Genomic DNA, 18,623 nt, shown 5'->3' on the forward strand with positions numbered 1-18,623 from the left:
TACCATTATAGTTTTTAATAGTAAGTTGAGCTATACCGCTACTTTTAGCTTGAGAACCTGTTTCAAATCTAGTTACACCTATTTTAGAACTTTGAGTTGAACCAATACTTGCTTTGATAGATTGATTTGACTGCGCACCCACTTGGAATTCTTGATTTACAAAGCCACCACTTAATAACTGCTTTCCGTTAAATGAAGTTTGATTTGCAATATTATCAAGTTGCTCCATCAAACGATTAATATCAGCTTGAAGCATATTTCTTGTTTTAGTAGTTTGTCCATCTTGTGCTGCTTGAGTAGCTTTTACTTTGATAGTATCTAAGATTTTAAGCTGCTCATCCATAGCCTTATCAGCTGTTTGTAAAATACCTAAAGCATCATTACCATTGCTTATAGCTTGACCTAAAGTATTAGCTTGTGATCTTAAGCTATCTGCTATAGCCATACCTGAAGCATCATCTGCTGCAGAGTTGATTCTAAGACCTGAACTTAATCTGCTTAGAGAGTTATCTAATGCTCTTGAGTTTAAATTTGCGTTGTTTTGAGCATTTAAAGATGCCACATTAGTATTTATACGAAATCCCATTTTAAATCCTTTTAAATAAATTCAACCGCTTCCATGCAGTTGTTTAAGCTATATCGAAAAAATGATAAAAAAATTTATACTTTTAAGATATTTTTATATTCATTTATAGAATTTTCTATACTTGCTAGACTTAACGCTGCAATTTCTAAAAATATTTTTAAAAAATCTACATAACTTGATAAAGCATTTTGAGGTTCTTGATATAAACTCACATTAAAAAAAGCTCTATAATAAAACAATGGTTTATACATAAAACTTTGTAAAATTTTTGCATTATCTAATAAATCATTAAAATCAAAAATAGATTCTGATACTTGCCCATCAAAAGCTGCGTTTTGATTTTGCAAAACTACTAAAAGATCTTTTGCTTTTTGATGTAAAGCATTTAACTCTAAATAATCTTTTTGTAAAATTTCCAAAGATTTTTTTAATAATTTTTCTTGTCTATTAATACTTAAAGTATTTGGAAATACATAATCTTGTTTTTTATCTTTATATAACGCTAAAACCTTTTCAAAAGGCATCTCTATGGTATAATCTATAAAAGCTCCACCTTCTGTGGCATTGTAAAATTTAACATCAGGATGAGATAAAAATAAAACTTCCAATCTTTTTCTAAATTCATCCCAGCCTATATTTGTTTGAATAAACCCTTTCTTTCCATAAGACAAAACATTTAATTTAGTAGCATCGTGTTGAGCTTTTTCCTCATCACGAAAAGTAAAGTTAGCTGCATCTGCGTGAGATTTTCCACTATCACTAAAAGCCAAATCTTGTCCTATCATGATTACATTAGTAAATCCCAAAGCTATAGCAAAATTATAAGCAAAATGAGCTACATTGATACCAATATCTAAATAGCCAAAATCATTTAAATTAAATTTTTGTTGATAATCTAAATTTTTTAAAATAAAAATTTTTGGATTTTTATTTTCTAAAATTTGCATTAAAGCTTTATCTACAGCAGCATTTATAATATAAATGGGTTCTTTTTTGCTTTGTGGTAAATTTTCATAAAAACTTGCACATTCTTCGTAAATATCCATAGAAAAAACAAAATCAGGATAAATTTCATTCTTAAGTAAAGTTTTATAAGTAGCATCTAAAGCAAATATCACATAATCATCTTGACAAGTTTTTAAAAGCTTAAGTTGTTTGCTTAAAGAAGGACCTGCGCACACCACAATAACACTTTTATTTTTTCCTTTATTTTCATAAATAAATCTTTGAAAAGGAGTATTTTTTAAGACTAAAGGTATGTTAGATAAAAATTGTTTATAAATTTTAGCATCCATGGTAAAACTTGTATCAACATTTCCCACCACTCTTTTTATCACATCTAAGCACTTTTGATACACAAAATCAAACATAGGACTATTGTTATAAAATTCACTATAAGGTAAAAGTTTAAAAAGCCCTAAATACTCAAAACAATCTTTTTGTGAAAAAAGCAAAACAAGATACTCTTCTAATCTTTTCTCTTCTACATCACAAAGATATATTTTTCCGCTTGAAAGCTCTTGACTCAAATCCATCTTGCTTAAAACATTAGCAAAAAATTCTGCTTTATCAAAAATAAAAATATGTTTATTAATAAGCTTTTTTAAAAAAAGTCCATCTCCTATACCGCAAAAAAATATATTAGGTTTTATTAAATCATCTTTTGAAGGCACAAAGGGTGTTTGAGTTGGAAAGATGTCGATAAATTCTTCTTTTAAAGATAGAATTTTTTCTTGTAATGGTTTATTGGTAAATTCTAAAGCTTGTAAGTTTTTTTGCAAAAACATTTTATATCCTATGAAATTTAATTATAGAAAATTATATCATTAATTGCATTTTATTTAAAAATCCATCTAAGCAAAAAATTTAACTTTTTTTTATACACTTTTACTAATTTTAATCCTTATAAGGAAAATAATGAAAAATTTAATCATAGTAGAATCACCTGCTAAAGCTAAAACCATAGGTAATTTTCTAGGTAAAGACTATGAAGTAATAGCTTCTAAAGGCCACATTAGAGATTTACCTAAAACTAGCTTTGGTATAAAAATAGAAGATGAAAATTTTAAACCAGAATATAGAATTTCAAATGATCATTCAAGTTTAGTAAAAGAACTCAAAGAAAAGGCTAAAAAAGCTAAAACCATCTACCTTGCAACCGATGAGGATCGTGAGGGTGAAGCCATAGCTTATCATATAGCTAAGGCTATTAATAAAGATGAAAATTCCCTGCCACGCATAGTTTTTCATGAGATTACTAAAAGCGCTATAGAAAATGCTTTAAAAAACCCAAGATCTTTAAATGTAAATAGCGTCAATGCTCAACAAACTAGACGCTTACTTGATCGCATAGTAGGCTATAAATTAAGTCCTTTGCTAAATCAAAAAATCCAAAAAGGCTTAAGTGCAGGGCGTGTGCAAAGTGCGGCTTTAAAAATCATCGTCGATAGGGAAAGAGAAATAAAAGCTTTTATTCCTTTAAAATACTTTAGTATAGATATGATTTTTGAAAAAGACTTGCAAGCTGAATTAGTCGAATTTCAAAATCAAAAGATAGAAAAACTAAGTCTAACTAACGAAGATAGAGCCAAACTCATCTTTGAAGCTTGTAAAAATGCTAACTTTAAAATAAAAGATATAGAAAGTAAAGATAGAAAAATAGCTCCACAAGCACCTTTTATGACCTCAACCCTGCAACAAAGCGCGAGCAATCGCCTAGGTTTTAACCCTAAAAAAACCATGATGATTGCTCAAAAACTTTACGAGGGTGTAAAAACCCATCAAGGTATTATGGGTGTGATCACTTATATGAGAACTGACAGCTTAAACATCGCAAAAGAAGCTTTAGAAGAAGTAAGAAAACTCATCAAAAATGATTTTGGCAAAGAATACTTACCAAGCAAAGCAAATATTTATACCACTAAAAGCAAAGGCGCTCAAGAAGCACACGAAGCTATAAGACCGACTAATCTTAGCTTTACGCCAAAACTTGCAAGTGAATTTTTAGAAAAAGATGAAGCAAGATTATATACTTTAATATATAATCGCTTTTTAGCTTCACAAATGAATCCTGCTATATCTCAAACTCAAAATGTCTATGCAAAATCAAACGAAGCAAGTTTTAAAATAAGTGGTAGAAAAATTTTATTTGATGGGCATTATAAAGTATATGGAGATATGGATAAAGATAAAATTTTACCTAATTTAAAACTAGAAGATATACTAAATATACAAAATATAGAATTAAGCTCACATTTTACCGAGCCACCTTCAAGATACTCTGAAGCTGGGCTTGTTAAAAAGTTAGAAAATCTTGGCATAGGACGCCCTTCAACTTATGCTCCAACCATCTCTTTACTTAGTGCAAGAGAATATGTGCGTATAGATAAAAAGCAAATCATACCCAATGAAATAGCCTTTGTTGTAACAGAGGTTTTAGAACAAAACTTTAGTGATATAGTAGATAGTGATTTTACTTCTAAAATGGAAGATAAACTTGATATCATTGCAGAAGGTAAAATGGACTGGCAAGAAGTTTTAAGAGAGTTTTATTTTCCTTTTATGAGAAAAATTGATGAAGGTAAAAAAAATATAAAAAGCCAAAAAACTTTCACAAAGCTAGATGAAACCTGCCCTGATTGTGGTGGAGAGCTTGCTATAAGAAAAGGAAGATATGGAGAATTTATAGCTTGTTTAAATTTTCCAAAATGTAAATACTCAAGAAATTTAAAACAAGAAACACAAAATGAAGAAAAAAGCGAGAAAAAACTCAATACCATAGGCGTGAAATGCCCAAGCTGTCAAGAAGGTGAGATCGTGGAGCGTTTTTCTAAGCGTGGTAAATTTTATGGATGTAGTGCTTATCCAAAATGCAACTATATAAGCAAATACAAACCAAGTGAAGAAAAATGTAGCAAATGTGGTGAAACTTTGATTATCAAAGAGCTTAAAAAAGGCACATTTTTAGAGTGCTTAAAATGCAAAATCAAAAAGGAAATTTAATGCAAATTATGCTTTGTGCTATATCTAATATAGCAAGTGGAGGGTGCGGGGAAGATTGTAAATACTGCACTCAAAGCGCTCATGTAAAAACTAATATCAACAAATACAAAAGAAAAGATATAGATCAAATTGTTTTAGAAGCTAAAATGGCTAAGAAAAATGAGGCTTTAGGTTTTTGTTTAGTTACAGCAGGCGCTGGACTTGATGATGAAAAACTTGAGTATGTGTGCAAAGTAGCTCATGCAGTGCAAAAAGAAGTAGAAGGACTTTTACTCATAGCTTGCAATGGCATAGCAAATTTAGAACAACTCAAAGAATTAAAAAAAGCAGGAATTTTTTCTTATAATCATAATCTAGAAACTTCTAAAGAATTTTTTCCAAACATATGCTCTACGCATACTTGGGAGCAAAGATTTCAAACTAATCTTTATGCTAAAGAAGCAGGTTTAATGCTTTGCTGTGGCGGAATTTATGGTCTTGGAGAAAGTGAAGCCGATAGAAAAAGTTTTAGAACAAGTTTAAAAGAGCTTGATCCTTTTTCCTCGCCTATTAATTTTTTCATACCAAATGAAAATTTAAAGCTCAAGCAAAACTTATTAAATGCTGATGAGGCGTTAAATATCATCAAAGACACTAAAAAAGATTTACCAAATGCACATATCATGGTAGCAGGTGGTAGAGAAGTAGTGCTAAAAGAAAGACAATATGAAATTTTTGACGCAGGAGCTAGTGCTATAGTAGTAGGTGATTATCTTACAACTAAAGGCGAAGAACCTAGCAAAGATATACAAAAACTAAAACAAATGGGATTTAGCTTTGCTAGCTCATGCCATTGATGCTCAAGCTGCTACGGATTTAAAAATTTTATTAGTCGTAGCAGGATGTTTGCTTACATCACCTTATATTGCTAAATTTTTAAAACTCCCACTTTCAGCCACTGAAATTATGCTTGGCTCTTTTATAGGATTTTTAGGTTTTATAGGAGAAAGTGAAAATTTTAAGCTTTTAGCTAATGCAGGATTTTACTATCTTATGTTTATAGCAGGGATGGAAATCAATCTTAAAACCTTTTTAAAAACCGAAAGAAGCTTACTTAATAAAGCTTTTATTTACATCATACTTTTATATGTTTTTAGCGTTTTAGCGGTTGAAAGTATAGATATTTCTTATATTTTTGTCATTATCATACCTGTTATGAGTGTGGGTTTGCTCTCAACGCTTTATAGAGACTTTGGGAAAAATTGCGAGTGGTTAAATGTATCCATGGTGGTAGCCACTTTAGCTGAAGTTGTAAGCATAGTTTTACTTACCATAGCTGCGGCATTTTTGGGAAAAGGTGCTGATCTTTTCTCACTCACTCAAAATTTATTATACCTAGTGGGATTTTTAGCACTTTGTATTTTTGGATTTAAATTTTTAGAAGTGCTTTTTTGGTGGTATCCACAACTTAAAACTATACTCATGCCTTGGCAAGATCAAAACGAAAAAGATATAAGATTTTGCATGGCAATTTTCATAGCCATAGTTGCAATTATGATTTATTTTAAACTTGAAGTTGCACTTGGAGCTTTTATAGCGGGTTCATTTATAGCTACTTTTTTTGATCATAAAAAAGACTTAGAGCATAAACTTTCTAGTTTTGGTTATGGCTTTTTAATCCCTATATTTTTCATTTATATAGGTTCAAGCTTTAAACTCCAAATGCTTTTAAACCCTCAAGTTTTAATCATAGCTTTTTCACTAACTATCTTTATGATAGGACTAAGAATACTTTGTGCTATGACTTTTGTAAAAATACTTGGTTTAAAAAATACCTTTTTATTTGGCTTAAGCCATTCTATGCCACTAACCTTACTTATCGCAGTAGCTACGCTTTCTTATCAAACTAATATTATCACTCAAGATATATACTCAGGATTAGTGCTTACTGCTTTACTTGAAGCAATTTTAGCTATTAGCTTAATAAAATTTATCAATAATCTTAGTAGAAAATAACTCTACTAAGTATTTATTTTCACTCGCTATAATTTTCTTATGAAAAATTTAGACACACTTTTAGAATTAGCCTTAAAAGCAGGCAAGGAAGCCTCTAAGGTATTGCTTGAATATAAAGACAAAAATACCTTATGGCTTAAAGATGATGATTCCCCAGTAGGTTTAGCTGATATAAAATCTAATGAAGCTATTAGTGAAATTTTAGCTTCAAGCGATATAGCTATATGCTCTGAAGAAAATATACTTTCTTATGAAGAAAGAAAAAATTTAGAGTATTTTTGGCTAATAGATCCTCTTGATGGCACTAAATCTTATGCTAAAAAAGATAAAGAATATTGTGTTTTAATCGCATTAATCCATAAAAATACTCCTGTGCTTTCGCTTATAGGCGATGTGGAAAATAATGCGTTTTATTATGCACATACCCATACTAAAGTTTATAAAAATAATGAAATTTTAAATCTTAATTTAGAGCAATACGAAAAGGTTAAAAATATAGCCCTTTACTCTAAAAATCATGATAATAATGAAGATTTTTTTATTCAAAATCATCTTGAAGGCATTAAGGTTTCATCTGCTTTAAAGTTTGTATATTTACTTGAAGCAAAAGCTGGAATTTACCCGCGTTTTGGTGGCCCAAAAGCTTGGGATATAGCCGCGGGAGATTTCTTAGTCAAACAAAATGGTGGAATTTTATACGATTTTGATAAAAAGGCCTTAAACTACAATAGTCCTGATTTTAAACTTCCAAGTTTTATAGCTTTTGCTAAGAATGAATTTAAATTAAAAGGTTTTTAGTGAGATTTTTTTTGGTGTTTTTGTGTTTTTTAAGTACTATTTATGCCAATTCTTTTGCAAATAAAAAAATCATCAAATTACAAAATAATGATGATTTTAATATCATCAATCTTGATCAAGATATAAATTATGATAAACTCTCACACATTAGCACCTTAGCTTTAGTGCCAAGCTATGAAAAAGAATATAATTTTTATTTTTCAAATTTAAAAATCGATGCTAAAAGCATGGCAAAAGACACACTAAAAGCATTAAGTGCTATTTTAAATGAGCAAAATAATTTTGCCTTACTTAGTCAAAAAGAAAATCAAACTTATATCAATAGTCAAAATATCTTACAAACAAATAAAAATTTCATCGATGCAAGTGAGTTTTTAGAATTTAATCGTTTCAAAAAGGCTGATTGTATTATTTTGCTAGATTTAAAAAGCATTCAAGCAAGCCAACAAAATTTCTTGCTTTTTTCCAATTTTGAAGTCAAAGCCGACATAGAATACAAACTTTTTAATGCCAAAACAAAAAAACTAAAAGATCATAAAATCCTTACTATCAATACTCAATTTAGCACAAATGATAAAAATAAATCTTATCAAGAATTAGTCCAAGAAATAGCTACAATTGTTTATGAAGATATTAAAAATACTATATAATTACCACTTCTTCTTCTAAAACAATCCCAAATTCTTCAAAAACTCTTTTTTTAGCAAGCTCTATCAAAAATAAAGCATCATCAAAACTAGCATGTTTTTTATTGATTAAAAAATTTGCATGTTCATTGCTAAACATCGCATCATTTTTACTAAAACCTTTAAGATTAACTGCTTCTATCAATCTTCCTGCATGATCGTTTTTGGGATTTTTAAAAATAGAGCCAAAGCTAGCACCTTTGGGTTGATTTTTTCTTGCATTTTTTAAAAGCTCATCTTTAACTGGGTCAAATCCATATTCTAAAAAAAACTTCGCGCTAAACATCACTTCTTTAATAGGATTAAACCTATAAGCAAAAGCAATATTTTGTTTTAAAATTTCTTGATTAAAAGTGCAAATACTAATTAAATTTTTGCTAATATCCTCATCTTTTAATCCTGCATTCATTTTTAAAATACCGCCCAAAGTCCCTGGGATATTTCTTAAAAACTCAAAGCCTTTTAAGTTATTTTCTTTAGCAAAATGATATATTTTAAAAGATTTCACGCTAGAGCCTATCTCTAAAAACATACCTTTTTCATTTTGCTCTAAAATTTTAATATAATCAAAACTTTTCCCTAAAATTCCAAGTTTTTTGGGTTTTGGAGAGATTAAAAGATTATTTGCCCCACCTATTAAAAAACCATCAAATTCGCAAGGCTCTTCAAGTGTTTGCACTTCAAAGCTCTCACCTATACGCACAGAAGAATACTTAGAAAAATCAATAATCATCTAATAAAGCTTGGAATTTGATTTAAAATATTAGTTGTAAAATCAATCATAGAACTTATCATCCAAGGCATTAAAAATACTATTACCACAACAACAAGTAAAATTTTTGGCACAAAAGAAAGCGTGGCTTCGTTAATTTGCGTTACAGCTTGAAAAATACTTATAATAAGCCCTGCAATAAGCCCTGCTAAAAGCATAGGTAAAGAAAGCATAAGTGTGATTTTAAAAGTTTGTACACCCAAGGCTACTAAAGTACTTTCCATATTTACTCCTTAAAATTTAAATTCTATCAAGAATTTCTAAATTCTTCATACTCACTAGGGATAAGATAATCTTTACTTTTTATTAACTTCTCATAAAATCCATGATTATATCCAAGCTCAAAAAGCTTATCTATGGCATTGTATTGTTTATCATTCATATTAATAGAGTTTTTATTTGCATATAAATTTAAATACACATCAAGTTTTTGTGCATCAACGCGTATTAAATTACGCTCTAAAAGCATGGAGGCTAAGATTTTTCTATTATGATCGGCTACTTCTACTGCTTTAATCAAATCTTTTTCAACCGCTATTGCATCACTAAGCGGTAAAGATCTTCTAAGGGCCATACCACCTAAAGGTAAAGGTAAATCATTTTTTGCTAATTCTTGCCAAATATCCCAAAGTTCAGCCTCAACACACAAACTAGAATCAAATTCTAAAATACTCTCATGTATAAGCACTCCCGCATCAACTTCATCTTCTAAAACAGCCTTTTCAATCTCTAAAAAATTCTTATAAATTATTCTAGCTTGTGGATATTTTATGCGAAAGATTAAAACATTAGTAGTGTGTGCTCCACTTAAAGCAACTTTAAAATTTGGCTTTAATTTTTTATTCTTTTTCTTAATAAGCTTTGGTCCATAACCCTCACCAAAACTCACAGCAGTTTTTAATAAAGCATATTCACTAACTATTAAAGGATAAAGTGCAAAAGATATCGCACTAACATCGTATATATTTTCTAATGCAAGCTCATTTAAAGTTTGTATATCCAAGGCTGTATTTTCATACTCATAAGCATTTCCAACCCAACCAAATTTAATCGCCATATACATAAAAATATCATCAGCATCAGGAGAGTGTGCTACGCTAATTTTTTTATTCATTTTTTTCCTTAAAAATCTAAAAAAGTATTTTAGCAAAATTCAAAATAAAAACTTATATTAAATTTCTTTTTGATACAATTTTAAACATATTATAAAAGGATTAACAAGCATGGATGATAATAAAAGAAAATCACTTGATGCAGCCTTAAAAAGTCTTGATAAAACCTTTGGAAAAGGTACTATTTTAAGACTTGGCGATAAAGAAGTTGAAAAAATTGATTCTATTCCTACAGGTTCTGTTGGACTTGATTTAGCTTTAGGAATTGGCGGGGTTCCAAAAGGAAGAATTATAGAAATTTATGGACCTGAAAGTTCAGGTAAAACTACACTTACCTTACACATCATAGCAGAATGTCAAAAAAAAGGTGGAGTTTGTGCGTTTATTGATGCTGAACACGCTCTTGATGTAAGATATGCAAAAAATTTAGGCGTTGATACAGAAAATCTTTACATCTCTCAACCAGATTTTGGAGAACAAGCCTTAGAAATTGTTGAAACTATAGCAAGAAGTGGAGCCATTGATCTAATAGTGGTAGATAGTGTTGCTGCACTTACTCCAAAAGCAGAAATTGAAGGTGATATGGGAGATCAACATGTAGGTCTTCAAGCAAGATTAATGAGCCAAGCTTTAAGAAAATTAACTGGTATCGTTCATAAAATGAACACTACTGTAATTTTCATCAATCAAATTCGTATGAAAATAGGCATGATGGGCTATGGCACTCCTGAAACAACTACTGGCGGAAATGCTTTAAAATTTTATGCTTCAGTGCGTTTAGATGTAAGAAAAACAGCCACCTTAAAACAAAATGATGAGCCTATTGGAAACCGCGTTAAAGTAAAAGTGGCTAAAAACAAAGTAGCCCCTCCTTTTAAACAAGCTGAATTTGATGTGATGTTTGGTGAGGGTGTAAGTCGTGAAGGCGAGCTAATAGATTATGGTGTAAAACTTGATATTATTGATAAAAGTGGTGCATGGTTTTCTTACAAGGCTTCTAAACTTGGTCAAGGTAGAGAAAATGCTAAAGCCTTTTTAAAAGAAAATCCAGCTATTGCAGATGAAATTACTCAAGCTATACAAAACTCAATCGGTATAGATAGTATGATTTTGGGCGCAAAAGAAAACGATGAAGGAGAAGAATAATGTTGATTATTGAAGATTTAAGAGCTTTTGAAGTTTTAGATAGTAGAGGCAATCCTACCATTAAAGCTGAAATCATGCTAAGCGATGGCAGTGTGGGTAGTGCTATCGTTCCAAGTGGTGCAAGCACAGGAAAAAAAGAAGCTTTAGAATTAAGAGACAATGATGAGAGATTTGGTGGAAAAGGTGTTTTAAAAGCTATTGAAAACATCAATGGCACCATAGCTGAAAACATTATAGGGCTTGATGCGTTTAATCAAACTCAGCTAGATAATACTCTTTTAGAACTTGATGGGACAAAAAATTATTCCAACCTAGGAGCAAATGCAACTTTAGGAATTTCTATGGCAACAGCGCGCGCTGCTGCTAATGCACTAGGCGTACCTTTATATCGTTACTTAGGTGGAGCAAATGCAAGTGTATTACCTGTGCCAATGTGTAATATCATCAACGGTGGTGCACATGCAAACAATAGCGTAGATTTTCAAGAATTTATGATTATGCCTTTTGGTTTTTCAAGCTTTAAAGAAGGATTGAGATCAGTTTGTGAAATTTATGCAGTATTAAAAAAAGAATTAGCTAATCTAGGTCACTCTACTGCTTTAGGCGATGAGGGTGGTTTTGCACCAAATTTAGCAAACAACACTGAACCACTTGATCTTTTAATGACTTGTATTAAAAAAGCAGGCTATGAAAATAAAATCAAACTAGCACTAGATGTAGCAAGTAGTGAGCTTTATAAAGATGGTAAATACCATTTAGAAGGTAAAGTTTTCTCGAGTGAAGACTTGATTGCTCGCTATGAAGAATTATGTGCTAAATATCCTATTTTTAGTATTGAAGATGGTTTGGCTGAAGATGATTATGAAGGTTGGATTAAACTCACTCAAAAGCTTGGCAATAAAATTCAACTTGTGGGTGATGATTTGTTTGTAACTAATGAAGATATTTTAAGAGAAGGTATTATGAAAAATATGGCAAATGCTGTATTGATTAAGCCTAATCAAATCGGAACAATCACTCAAACTATGAGAACAGTAAGACTAGCTCATAGAAATAATTACAGATGTATTATGAGTCATAGAAGTGGGGAAAGCGAAGATGCTTTTATAGCTGATTTTGCAGTAGCGCTTAATACAGGACAAATCAAAACAGGAGCTCTAGCAAGAGGTGAAAGAACAGCTAAATATAATCGTTTGTTAGAAATCGAACTTGATAATGATGAGTATTTAGGAGATAAACTCTGAGTGATTTATTAAAAGAGTATGATGAGCATTCTAAAAAGAAGGAGGCTCGTCATCATCTAATAAAAACTATTGCATTATCATTTGTAGCTATTATTGTTGCTATGTATTTTGGTAATATGTTTTTTGGCAAATCCTCTTTAGATGTTTTATTATCGCTTAAAGAGGAGCAAAAAATTTTAGAGAAAAACATAGTAACCTTAAAAGCTAAAAATGCTCAAGCTCAAAAAGAATACCTACAGCTTTTAAGACTTAAAGGAGAAAATTCGCATGAGAATTAAATTTTTTTTACTATTTTTATTATCCTGTGTATTTTTAAATGCAAAAGATAATCCTTTTGACAATAACTCAGAACAACAAAACACCGAGTTTGTAAAACTTAGTCCTTTTCAAAGACAGGATTTTACTTTTAATTCTGATGCAAGAATTTTAAAAAATATTACTATTACTTATATTAATCTTGATGGCTCTGAAGAGCAAACTACTCTAGATATATACAAAAGTATCAATTGGCATGATACTTACTCATTTATAAAAGCCAAAAGTCCAAATGCCACACCTATACTTGATGTTTCTGTTACTGTGCCACAAGAACAAGGGGTAAAAAACACTAAAACAGAAGAAAACAATACCACTTTAAACATTGAAACACCAATTTTTAGTGGAAATATTTATAATTTTATTTCTATTAGCTTTTATAATAATAAGATTAATATCAAAACCGAAGATAGAATGCTAAGACATTTATCTATAGGAGATCCAACTAAAATCATTATAGATTTTGCTAAAAAGCAAAATTTCAATACAAAAACTTTACAAGTTAATACTGCTCATGTTAGAAAAGTTGTATTTGGATCACATAAAGGATATTATCGTTTAGTAATTTATCTTGATGGAAAATATAGTTATAAATACTCTCAAGGTGAAAATTTACACACCTTTAACTATCGCTAAGAGTTTTTAAAAACTCTTAAGCAAATCTGTGATCATAAATAATCATTTGAAATCTTTGAGCTATCATTTTAGCTCTTTCTATAATAATACTTCTTGGTTCATCTTCGAAAACTTCTTGCAAACTCTCATCAAATAGATTAAGCCAAACATCAAAAAATTCTCTTGGAAATGAAGGTAATTCATGATGAGCTCTCAAAGGAGAACCGCTATAACTTGGATCACCTAAAAACATCCCTGCCCAAAAACTTGCTATTTTTTCTTTGTGTTTTTTCCAACTCTCATCATCTATACCAATTTTTTCATTAAAAATAGGCCCTAAATCCTTGTCTATTCTAACTTTTGCATAAAAAACATCCATAAGTTTTTTTATACCCTCGTGATTAATAGTTTCAAATTTCATACTTTTCCTTAAAAAATAATTTTGGTTTATTGTATTAAATTTAGAAATTAAAAATATAAACAAAAGTCAATTTTTAGTATAATCATAAAAACAAATTTAAAGAAAAAATATGACTTATACTATTTTACCACCCAATCAATTCTTAGATAATTATATTTTAAATATACAATTACACCAATTAGCAAATATTTCTAAAAATGCTTATAAATTTTGGAAAAATGTTCAGGCAGCACGCTATCAAGGCACAAGAGTGGTATTTTTACATAAAAAAAGTATTTTACAAAAACACCAACATCTTATACAAAAATGTGAAAATCTAAGTGGCTTTGTATTAGCAAGTGCCTTTTGCTCATTTACTACTTTAGCTCCATCGCATTTGGTAGAAAAAAACAATTCTCAAATTTATAAAATCTTAGATATAAAAGAAGTTTGTGGGGTTAAATTTGTAAATTTAAAGGCATTTTACGATTTTTTAAATTTAGATTATAGTTATAATATTTATATCGAAAAATGCCATTTTTTCAGTCCTACTCCTTTGGAAAAACGCATTAAAATCACTGAGAGTATGTGCGTTGGGTATTACTAAGATATTTAAATATCAAAGCACAAGCAAGCGAAATTATAGCCATAGCAAACATATAAAATCCTAAAGAAAAACGAGCAATATTTTCTAAATTTCCCAAAGCAATAGTGTGTAAAAATAAAGCAAGTTGTGGAGTAAACCCGCCAGCTATTGCATAAGCTATATTATAAGAAAAACTAAGCCCTGAAAATTTAATCTTAGCATCAAATACCTCACTCATCATCAAAGGACAAAAATTCATCACTCCGGTAAAAAAGCAAGCGCTTAAATAGTACACACTCACTAAATTAAAATCAGGTGTTTTAGTATAAAGAGCGTTAAAATAAAATAAACAAGTTAAGAAAAATCCTAGCGAAAAAATCATACAAGCTTTTACTATACCTATTTTATCAGCCAAAATTCCACTTAATATACAACCAATTACAAGCGAAACTATACCAAACATTTGTATGTAAGTTTGAACGCTTGCATCAATATTTAACATTTTTGCCATAAAAGAAGGTATAGTTAAAATCATCACAACAATACAAGCCGTCAAAACCCAAGTTATCAACATAGAAAGTACAACGCCCAGCTTAGCTTTTCTAAATACTTCTTTTAAAGGGAATTTTTCTAAAGCCTTATCTTTTTTCATTTGTTCAAAAACAGGTGTTTCTTGTAAAAATTTACGCAAATAAGCAGAAATAATCCCAAAAATTCCTCCTAAGAAAAATGGAATTCTCCAGGCCCATTCATAAAGTTCTTCTTGTGTAAAAAACTTATTCATCATTAAAAATACAAAACTTCCAAGCAAAATTCCACCTACTACAGAAGCTGTTAAAAATCCAAGATAAGTGCGTTTTTGTCCATTTGGAGCATGCTCAAAAACAAAAACCCAAGCACCAGGTAATTCCCCACCTATAGCTATACCTTGACAAATCCTTACAAATATTAAAAATACTATACATAAATATCCTATGCTTTCATAAGTAGGTATAAAAGCAAGCATAAAAGTTGGCACAACCATCAGTAAAATACTAAGCATAAACATTTTTTTACGACCAAATTTATCGCCAAAATGTGCCATGATTATACCACCAAGTGGTCTAGCTAAATATCCTGCGGCAAAAATTCCATAAGTATTAAACATTTTCCAAAATGGACTTAAATCTTCAGGAAAAAAATTTTTAGAAATATAACTTGCAAAAAATACAAAAATGATAAAATCGTAAAATTCTAAAGTCCCTCCCAAAGAAGAAAGACTCAAAACTTTTATGTCTTTTTTAGTAAGATTTTTACCCACGATTAATCCATCTCATAAGTATCATCATCACTATAATCATCATCGTATTCATAATCATCATCATCATAATTATATGATCTTTGATTATTTGCATAAGTATCATCATCTGCTTCATCATACATTTCATCATCATAATTTTCAAATTCTTCATCATCATAAGCCATTGCAAATCCTTTAAAATTTTTTAGTAGTATTTTAATATAAAAATATACATTTTGGTATAATTTTTCAAACTTTACTTAAGGAAAAATATGAATTTAACGCATTTAGATGAAAAAAATCACCCCAAAATGGTAGATGTAAGTCAAAAAGATATTACCCAAAGAGAAGCTTGTGCAAGTGGTAAAATATACATGAGTAAAGAAGCATTTGAAGCTATCATTGAAAACAAAGCTAAAAAAGGGCCTGTTTTGCAAACTGCCATCACAGCAGCCATAATGGGAGCTAAACAAACTTCAAATCTTATCCCAATGTGCCATCCTTTAATGATCTCAAAAGTACAAACCCATATAGAAGAAAACAAAGAAGAATGTTCTTTTCAACTCTTTGTAACCGTAAAATGTGAAGGAAAAACAGGGGTTGAAATGGAAAGCTTAACAGCTGTTAGCATTGGGCTTTTAACTATTTATGATATGGTTAAAGCTATTGATAAAAGTATGCAAATTACTGATATAGTTTTAGAAAACAAAGAAGGAGGAAAAAGTGGTAAATATCTGCGATCTTAAAAAAGAACCTATTATAAACTACCCTACTTTTTGGGATTATAAAGTCGTTTTTGAAGCTGAAGTTGATGCTTTAGAAATTTTCACTCAAATACTCAATGAAAGAGAATTTAAATATAAAATCTCAAATACTAGCAAACAAGGAACATATAAAAGTTATCTTTTAAGTGTTTATGTCGATAGTAAAGATGATCGTTTAAATATTTTTAATCAATTAAAAAGTAAAGCGAAATTTGTATTATAAAAAAGGAAAAATATGAAAAATTTAGCCATAATTTTTGAAAATTCTCTCTTAGCTTGTGAAAAAAATGAAATTCCAAACTTAATTAGCGAGCTTGTTTTTAATCTAAGTTATAAAAAAATTAGTTTTAAAAATACTAGCAATGAAGAACTTTTTGCTATCTTTTCTAAAGTATTAGAAAAACTTGGACTTATAAATGAAGAAAATATTTCCAAAATAATCCAAGGTATTATTAAAGCTAGAGTTGAAGAAGATAAAAAAGCATTTTTTGTTTATATTAACGAATATGGCAAATTAAAAGTAAAAATAGAAGAACAAAAAAACACCATTAAACACAAAATTTGCGATAACTTTTTTGATTTAGAAAAGACTTTAAAAGATTTAAATTTAAATGAATTTAATATAAGTATCAATGATGCAATGCTTTATGATATAGAAATACTAGGCCTTTTAAAAGAAACTGCCGAGAGTGCTTTTATCACAACTTTAGAAAAAGGTGAAAACATAGAACTTACATCTTGTGAAATCGCTAAAAACCTTGTATTTAATGCAATTTGTGAAGGAAGCTTTGAAAAAGAAAGAATTTTAAAAATATCCCGAGTAGTTTTAAATGCTGCTTTTGAACTTGCTAACGAATCAAAGGCTTTTGCTTATGATTTATGTATAGGAAGTATTTATGGGACACAAGAAGGAATTTCTTTGGCGATTGAAAAATTTAAATCAAGCTTTGCATATAGTGCTTTAGAACATGATTTAAAAAATAAAGAAAAAGAACTTATAGACATAGAGCAAGAATTTATCCAAATGCTTAAAAAAATATCATTAGAATTTAATAATCCCGTAAAAGATATACTTAAAGATTTATTAGAAAATAAATTTGACACTTTATTTGCTAAATTTAAACGCTTAATACAAGAAAACAGAGAGCAAATTCTTATCAAAATTAATGAAATTAAACAAAATCCAAAAATTGATGATTTTAGCAAGCTAGCACAAAACAAACTCAATATCTTAGCTAAAGAGTTAAATGAACTCGAAAAACTCGCAAGCCATAAATATAAAAATTTAGATAAAAACAATGCAAAAGAATTGGGAGTGAGATTGTGGGAAAAAGCAAAAAAATTAATTAAAAAAAATATTAATTGATAATTAATTTTTAAAAATTAAAATTACAAAAATAAAATACGGAGGAAATTATGTTTAACACTTTGAAAGTTAAATTGTCTTTAATGGCAAATTTTTTCACTGCACTAAGTTTGATTATTTTAGGTGTGTTAAGTTTTTACTTTACCAAAACATACCTTTATGATAATGAGCTAAAAAGGCAAAATGATATTTTACAAGTTGCTCGAACTTCTTTAGAAACATTTCGAAAGCACAATAGTGATTTAATTTTAAATTTGGAAAAAACAATTTTGGAATTTCCATATGAAAAATTAAATTCCGAACAAGCTTTGATAGATAATGTTGGCTCTATTTTAAAATCATATAGAAAAGCTTCTGGAGTTTTATCTGCTTTTATAAGTTTAGATAATGGAGAAAATCTTGTAAGTAATGATACTAGTGATAAAAATAATAAAAATATCGAAATTTATGGACAAAATATCAACTATGATGCTAGAACTAGACCATGGTATATTGGAGCCAAAGAAAATAAAGATATTTTCATCACTTCTCCTTATATTGATAAAGCAACAAATCAATATGTAATAACATATACTAAATCCATATATAAAAATGGTAATTTTGTAGGAATTATTGGGGTTGATATTCCAGTAAAAGAGCTTCAAGAAAATTTTGAAAATATGCCTGGTAATAGCTTTTTATTTGATGAAAATGGAAAGATATTTGTTGCTAAAAACAAACAGTTATTAGATCCATCGGTAGATCATGGACCGGTATTAAATGCACACAAACAAAATGGTGATTATTCTTTCTTTGAATATGGATTAAAAGGAAAAGAAAGACTAGGTATATGTGCTAAAATATCTTCTTACCTTGTTTGTAGCACCGAAAGTGCTGATGTTATAAATGAGCCTATTTTCAAAACAGCAACAATACAAACAATTGTTGTAAGTATCATGGTTGCCTTAAGTGTTATCA

The 18,623-nt window shown here is 29.4% G+C and carries 21 protein-coding genes and 1 pseudogene; 14 read left to right on the top strand and 8 right to left on the bottom strand.

The window, feature by feature from the left end; translation table 11 throughout:
- A pseudogene (locus tag L8X50_RS07510) lies at window positions 1-586 on the bottom strand (flagellin); the annotation flags it as partial.
- A gap of 74 nt (window positions 587-660) precedes the next feature.
- Complete coding sequence (locus tag L8X50_RS07515; protein ID WP_263660820.1) at window positions 661-2,373, bottom strand: motility associated factor glycosyltransferase family protein; 1,713 nt, start codon at window positions 2,371-2,373, stop codon at window positions 661-663.
- 130 nt (window positions 2,374-2,503) lie between these two features.
- On the opposite strand from L8X50_RS07515, the gene topA reads away from it, so the two are divergent.
- Genes topA through L8X50_RS07540 form a run of 5 tightly spaced genes read left to right on the top strand, consistent with a single transcriptional unit; the run spans window position 2,504 to window position 8,031 of the window.
- A complete protein-coding gene (gene topA, locus L8X50_RS07520) occupies window positions 2,504-4,588 on the top strand; it encodes a type I DNA topoisomerase (RefSeq protein WP_412175246.1) in 2,085 nt (694 codons plus the stop codon).
- Entirely contained in the window at window positions 4,588-5,424 is an 837-nt protein-coding gene (locus L8X50_RS07525; protein ID WP_263660821.1) for a biotin synthase, read from the top strand. The genes topA and L8X50_RS07525 overlap by 1 nt, the downstream gene beginning before the upstream one ends.
- Window positions 5,405-6,583, top strand: coding sequence for a cation:proton antiporter (locus L8X50_RS07530; protein WP_133319939.1), 1,179 nt, complete (start codon window positions 5,405-5,407; stop codon window positions 6,581-6,583). Before L8X50_RS07525 ends, L8X50_RS07530 begins: the two co-directional genes overlap by 20 nt.
- A 39-nt stretch (window positions 6,584-6,622) precedes the next feature.
- Entirely contained in the window at window positions 6,623-7,381 is a 759-nt protein-coding gene (locus L8X50_RS07535) for a 3'(2'),5'-bisphosphate nucleotidase CysQ (protein WP_263660822.1), read from the top strand.
- On the top strand, window positions 7,381-8,031 hold the full coding sequence (locus tag L8X50_RS07540; protein WP_263660823.1) for a hypothetical protein: 651 nt from the start codon (window positions 7,381-7,383) through the stop codon (window positions 8,029-8,031). The genes L8X50_RS07535 and L8X50_RS07540 overlap by 1 nt, the downstream gene beginning before the upstream one ends.
- Here L8X50_RS07540 and L8X50_RS07545 read toward each other — a convergent pair.
- Genes L8X50_RS07545 through L8X50_RS07555 form a run of 3 tightly spaced genes read right to left on the bottom strand, consistent with a single transcriptional unit; the run spans window position 8,024 to window position 9,953 of the window.
- A complete protein-coding gene (locus tag L8X50_RS07545; protein WP_263660824.1) occupies window positions 8,024-8,800 on the bottom strand; it encodes a UDP-N-acetylmuramate dehydrogenase in 777 nt (258 codons plus the stop codon). The two genes, L8X50_RS07540 and L8X50_RS07545, sit on opposite strands and share 8 nt — an antisense overlap.
- A complete protein-coding gene (fliQ, locus tag L8X50_RS07550) occupies window positions 8,797-9,063 on the bottom strand; it encodes a flagellar biosynthesis protein FliQ (protein WP_012660903.1) in 267 nt (88 codons plus the stop codon). Before fliQ ends, L8X50_RS07545 begins: the two co-directional genes overlap by 4 nt.
- A 26-nt stretch (window positions 9,064-9,089) precedes the next feature.
- Complete coding sequence (locus tag L8X50_RS07555) at window positions 9,090-9,953, bottom strand: menaquinone biosynthesis family protein (RefSeq protein WP_263660825.1); 864 nt, start codon at window positions 9,951-9,953, stop codon at window positions 9,090-9,092.
- Window positions 9,954-10,062: 109 nt separating this feature from the next.
- Here L8X50_RS07555 and recA point away from each other — a divergent pair, with 109 nt between their 5' ends.
- The 4 genes from recA (at window position 10,063) to L8X50_RS07575 (ending at window position 13,292) form a co-directional block, all read left to right on the top strand.
- On the top strand, window positions 10,063-11,097 hold the full coding sequence (gene recA, locus L8X50_RS07560) for a recombinase RecA (protein ID WP_263660826.1): 1,035 nt from the start codon (window positions 10,063-10,065) through the stop codon (window positions 11,095-11,097).
- Complete coding sequence (gene eno / locus L8X50_RS07565; RefSeq protein WP_133319944.1) at window positions 11,097-12,341, top strand: phosphopyruvate hydratase; 1,245 nt, start codon at window positions 11,097-11,099, stop codon at window positions 12,339-12,341. Before recA ends, eno begins: the two co-directional genes overlap by 1 nt.
- A 101-nt stretch (window positions 12,342-12,442) precedes the next feature.
- Window positions 12,443-12,619, top strand: coding sequence for a hypothetical protein (locus tag L8X50_RS07570; protein WP_263660827.1), 177 nt, complete (start codon window positions 12,443-12,445; stop codon window positions 12,617-12,619).
- Window positions 12,609-13,292, top strand: coding sequence for an AMIN domain-containing protein (locus L8X50_RS07575; protein ID WP_133319946.1), 684 nt, complete (start codon window positions 12,609-12,611; stop codon window positions 13,290-13,292). The genes L8X50_RS07570 and L8X50_RS07575 overlap by 11 nt, the downstream gene beginning before the upstream one ends.
- A 16-nt stretch (window positions 13,293-13,308) precedes the next feature.
- Here the strand turns inward: L8X50_RS07575 and L8X50_RS07580 are convergent, their stop codons facing one another.
- Entirely contained in the window at window positions 13,309-13,692 is a 384-nt protein-coding gene (locus L8X50_RS07580) for a group III truncated hemoglobin (RefSeq protein ID WP_263659938.1), read from the bottom strand.
- Window positions 13,693-13,801: 109 nt separating this feature from the next.
- On the opposite strand from L8X50_RS07580, the gene L8X50_RS07585 reads away from it, so the two are divergent.
- On the top strand, window positions 13,802-14,278 hold the full coding sequence (locus L8X50_RS07585) for a cysteine permease (RefSeq protein ID WP_263659937.1): 477 nt from the start codon (window positions 13,802-13,804) through the stop codon (window positions 14,276-14,278).
- Here the strand turns inward: L8X50_RS07585 and L8X50_RS07590 are convergent.
- Both L8X50_RS07590 and L8X50_RS07595 read right to left on the bottom strand, forming a co-directional pair.
- The gene (locus tag L8X50_RS07590) at window positions 14,247-15,557 is read right to left on the bottom strand and encodes an MFS transporter (protein ID WP_263660828.1); all 1,311 of its coding nucleotides are present in this window, start codon (window positions 15,555-15,557) and stop codon (window positions 14,247-14,249) included. The two genes, L8X50_RS07585 and L8X50_RS07590, sit on opposite strands and share 32 nt — an antisense overlap.
- Before the next feature lie 2 nt (window positions 15,558-15,559).
- Entirely contained in the window at window positions 15,560-15,721 is a 162-nt protein-coding gene (locus L8X50_RS07595) for a highly acidic protein (protein WP_133319950.1), read from the bottom strand.
- An 87-nt stretch (window positions 15,722-15,808) separates the two neighbouring features.
- Here L8X50_RS07595 and moaC point away from each other — a divergent pair, with 87 nt between their 5' ends.
- From moaC to L8X50_RS07615, 4 genes are all read left to right on the top strand, one after another.
- The gene (gene moaC, locus L8X50_RS07600) at window positions 15,809-16,282 is read left to right on the top strand and encodes a cyclic pyranopterin monophosphate synthase MoaC (protein WP_263660829.1); all 474 of its coding nucleotides are present in this window, start codon (window positions 15,809-15,811) and stop codon (window positions 16,280-16,282) included.
- Window positions 16,260-16,523 carry a DUF493 family protein gene (locus L8X50_RS07605; protein ID WP_133319952.1) on the top strand — a complete coding sequence of 88 codons (264 nt, stop codon included), beginning with the start codon at window positions 16,260-16,262 and terminating at the stop codon, window positions 16,521-16,523. The genes moaC and L8X50_RS07605 overlap by 23 nt, the downstream gene beginning before the upstream one ends.
- A 12-nt stretch (window positions 16,524-16,535) precedes the next feature.
- Entirely contained in the window at window positions 16,536-17,666 is a 1,131-nt protein-coding gene (locus tag L8X50_RS07610; protein ID WP_263660830.1) for a hypothetical protein, read from the top strand.
- 50 nt (window positions 17,667-17,716) lie between these two features.
- Window positions 17,717-18,623 (top strand): cache domain-containing protein (locus tag L8X50_RS07615; protein WP_263659934.1); only part of this gene is annotated, 907 nt, incomplete at its 3' end.

It is taken from the genome of Campylobacter sp. CNRCH_2013_0898h (assembly GCF_025772965.1).
Lineage (GTDB): Bacteria > Campylobacterota > Campylobacteria > Campylobacterales > Campylobacteraceae > Campylobacter_D > Campylobacter_D lari_D.

Coding starts and splice junctions, on each gene's coding strand:
- L8X50_RS07515 (WP_263660820.1), bottom strand. CDS start 2,373: ATGTTTTTGCAAAAAAACTTACAAGCTTTAGAATTTACCAATAAACCA.
- topA (WP_412175246.1), top strand. CDS start 2,504: ATGAAAAATTTAATCATAGTAGAATCACCTGCTAAAGCTAAAACCATA.
- L8X50_RS07525 (WP_263660821.1), top strand. CDS start 4,588: ATGCAAATTATGCTTTGTGCTATATCTAATATAGCAAGTGGAGGGTGC.
- L8X50_RS07535 (WP_263660822.1), top strand. CDS start 6,623: ATGAAAAATTTAGACACACTTTTAGAATTAGCCTTAAAAGCAGGCAAG.
- L8X50_RS07545 (WP_263660824.1), bottom strand. CDS start 8,800: ATGATTATTGATTTTTCTAAGTATTCTTCTGTGCGTATAGGTGAGAGC.
- fliQ (WP_012660903.1), bottom strand. CDS start 9,063: ATGGAAAGTACTTTAGTAGCCTTGGGTGTACAAACTTTTAAAATCACA.
- L8X50_RS07555 (WP_263660825.1), bottom strand. CDS start 9,953: ATGAATAAAAAAATTAGCGTAGCACACTCTCCTGATGCTGATGATATT.
- recA (WP_263660826.1), top strand. CDS start 10,063: ATGGATGATAATAAAAGAAAATCACTTGATGCAGCCTTAAAAAGTCTT.
- eno (WP_133319944.1), top strand. CDS start 11,097: ATGTTGATTATTGAAGATTTAAGAGCTTTTGAAGTTTTAGATAGTAGA.
- L8X50_RS07570 (WP_263660827.1), top strand. CDS start 12,443: ATGTATTTTGGTAATATGTTTTTTGGCAAATCCTCTTTAGATGTTTTA.
- L8X50_RS07575 (WP_133319946.1), top strand. CDS start 12,609: ATGAGAATTAAATTTTTTTTACTATTTTTATTATCCTGTGTATTTTTA.
- L8X50_RS07580 (WP_263659938.1), bottom strand. CDS start 13,692: ATGAAATTTGAAACTATTAATCACGAGGGTATAAAAAAACTTATGGAT.
- L8X50_RS07585 (WP_263659937.1), top strand. CDS start 13,802: ATGACTTATACTATTTTACCACCCAATCAATTCTTAGATAATTATATT.
- L8X50_RS07595 (WP_133319950.1), bottom strand. CDS start 15,721: ATGGCTTATGATGATGAAGAATTTGAAAATTATGATGATGAAATGTAT.
- moaC (WP_263660829.1), top strand. CDS start 15,809: ATGAATTTAACGCATTTAGATGAAAAAAATCACCCCAAAATGGTAGAT.
- L8X50_RS07610 (WP_263660830.1), top strand. CDS start 16,536: ATGAAAAATTTAGCCATAATTTTTGAAAATTCTCTCTTAGCTTGTGAA.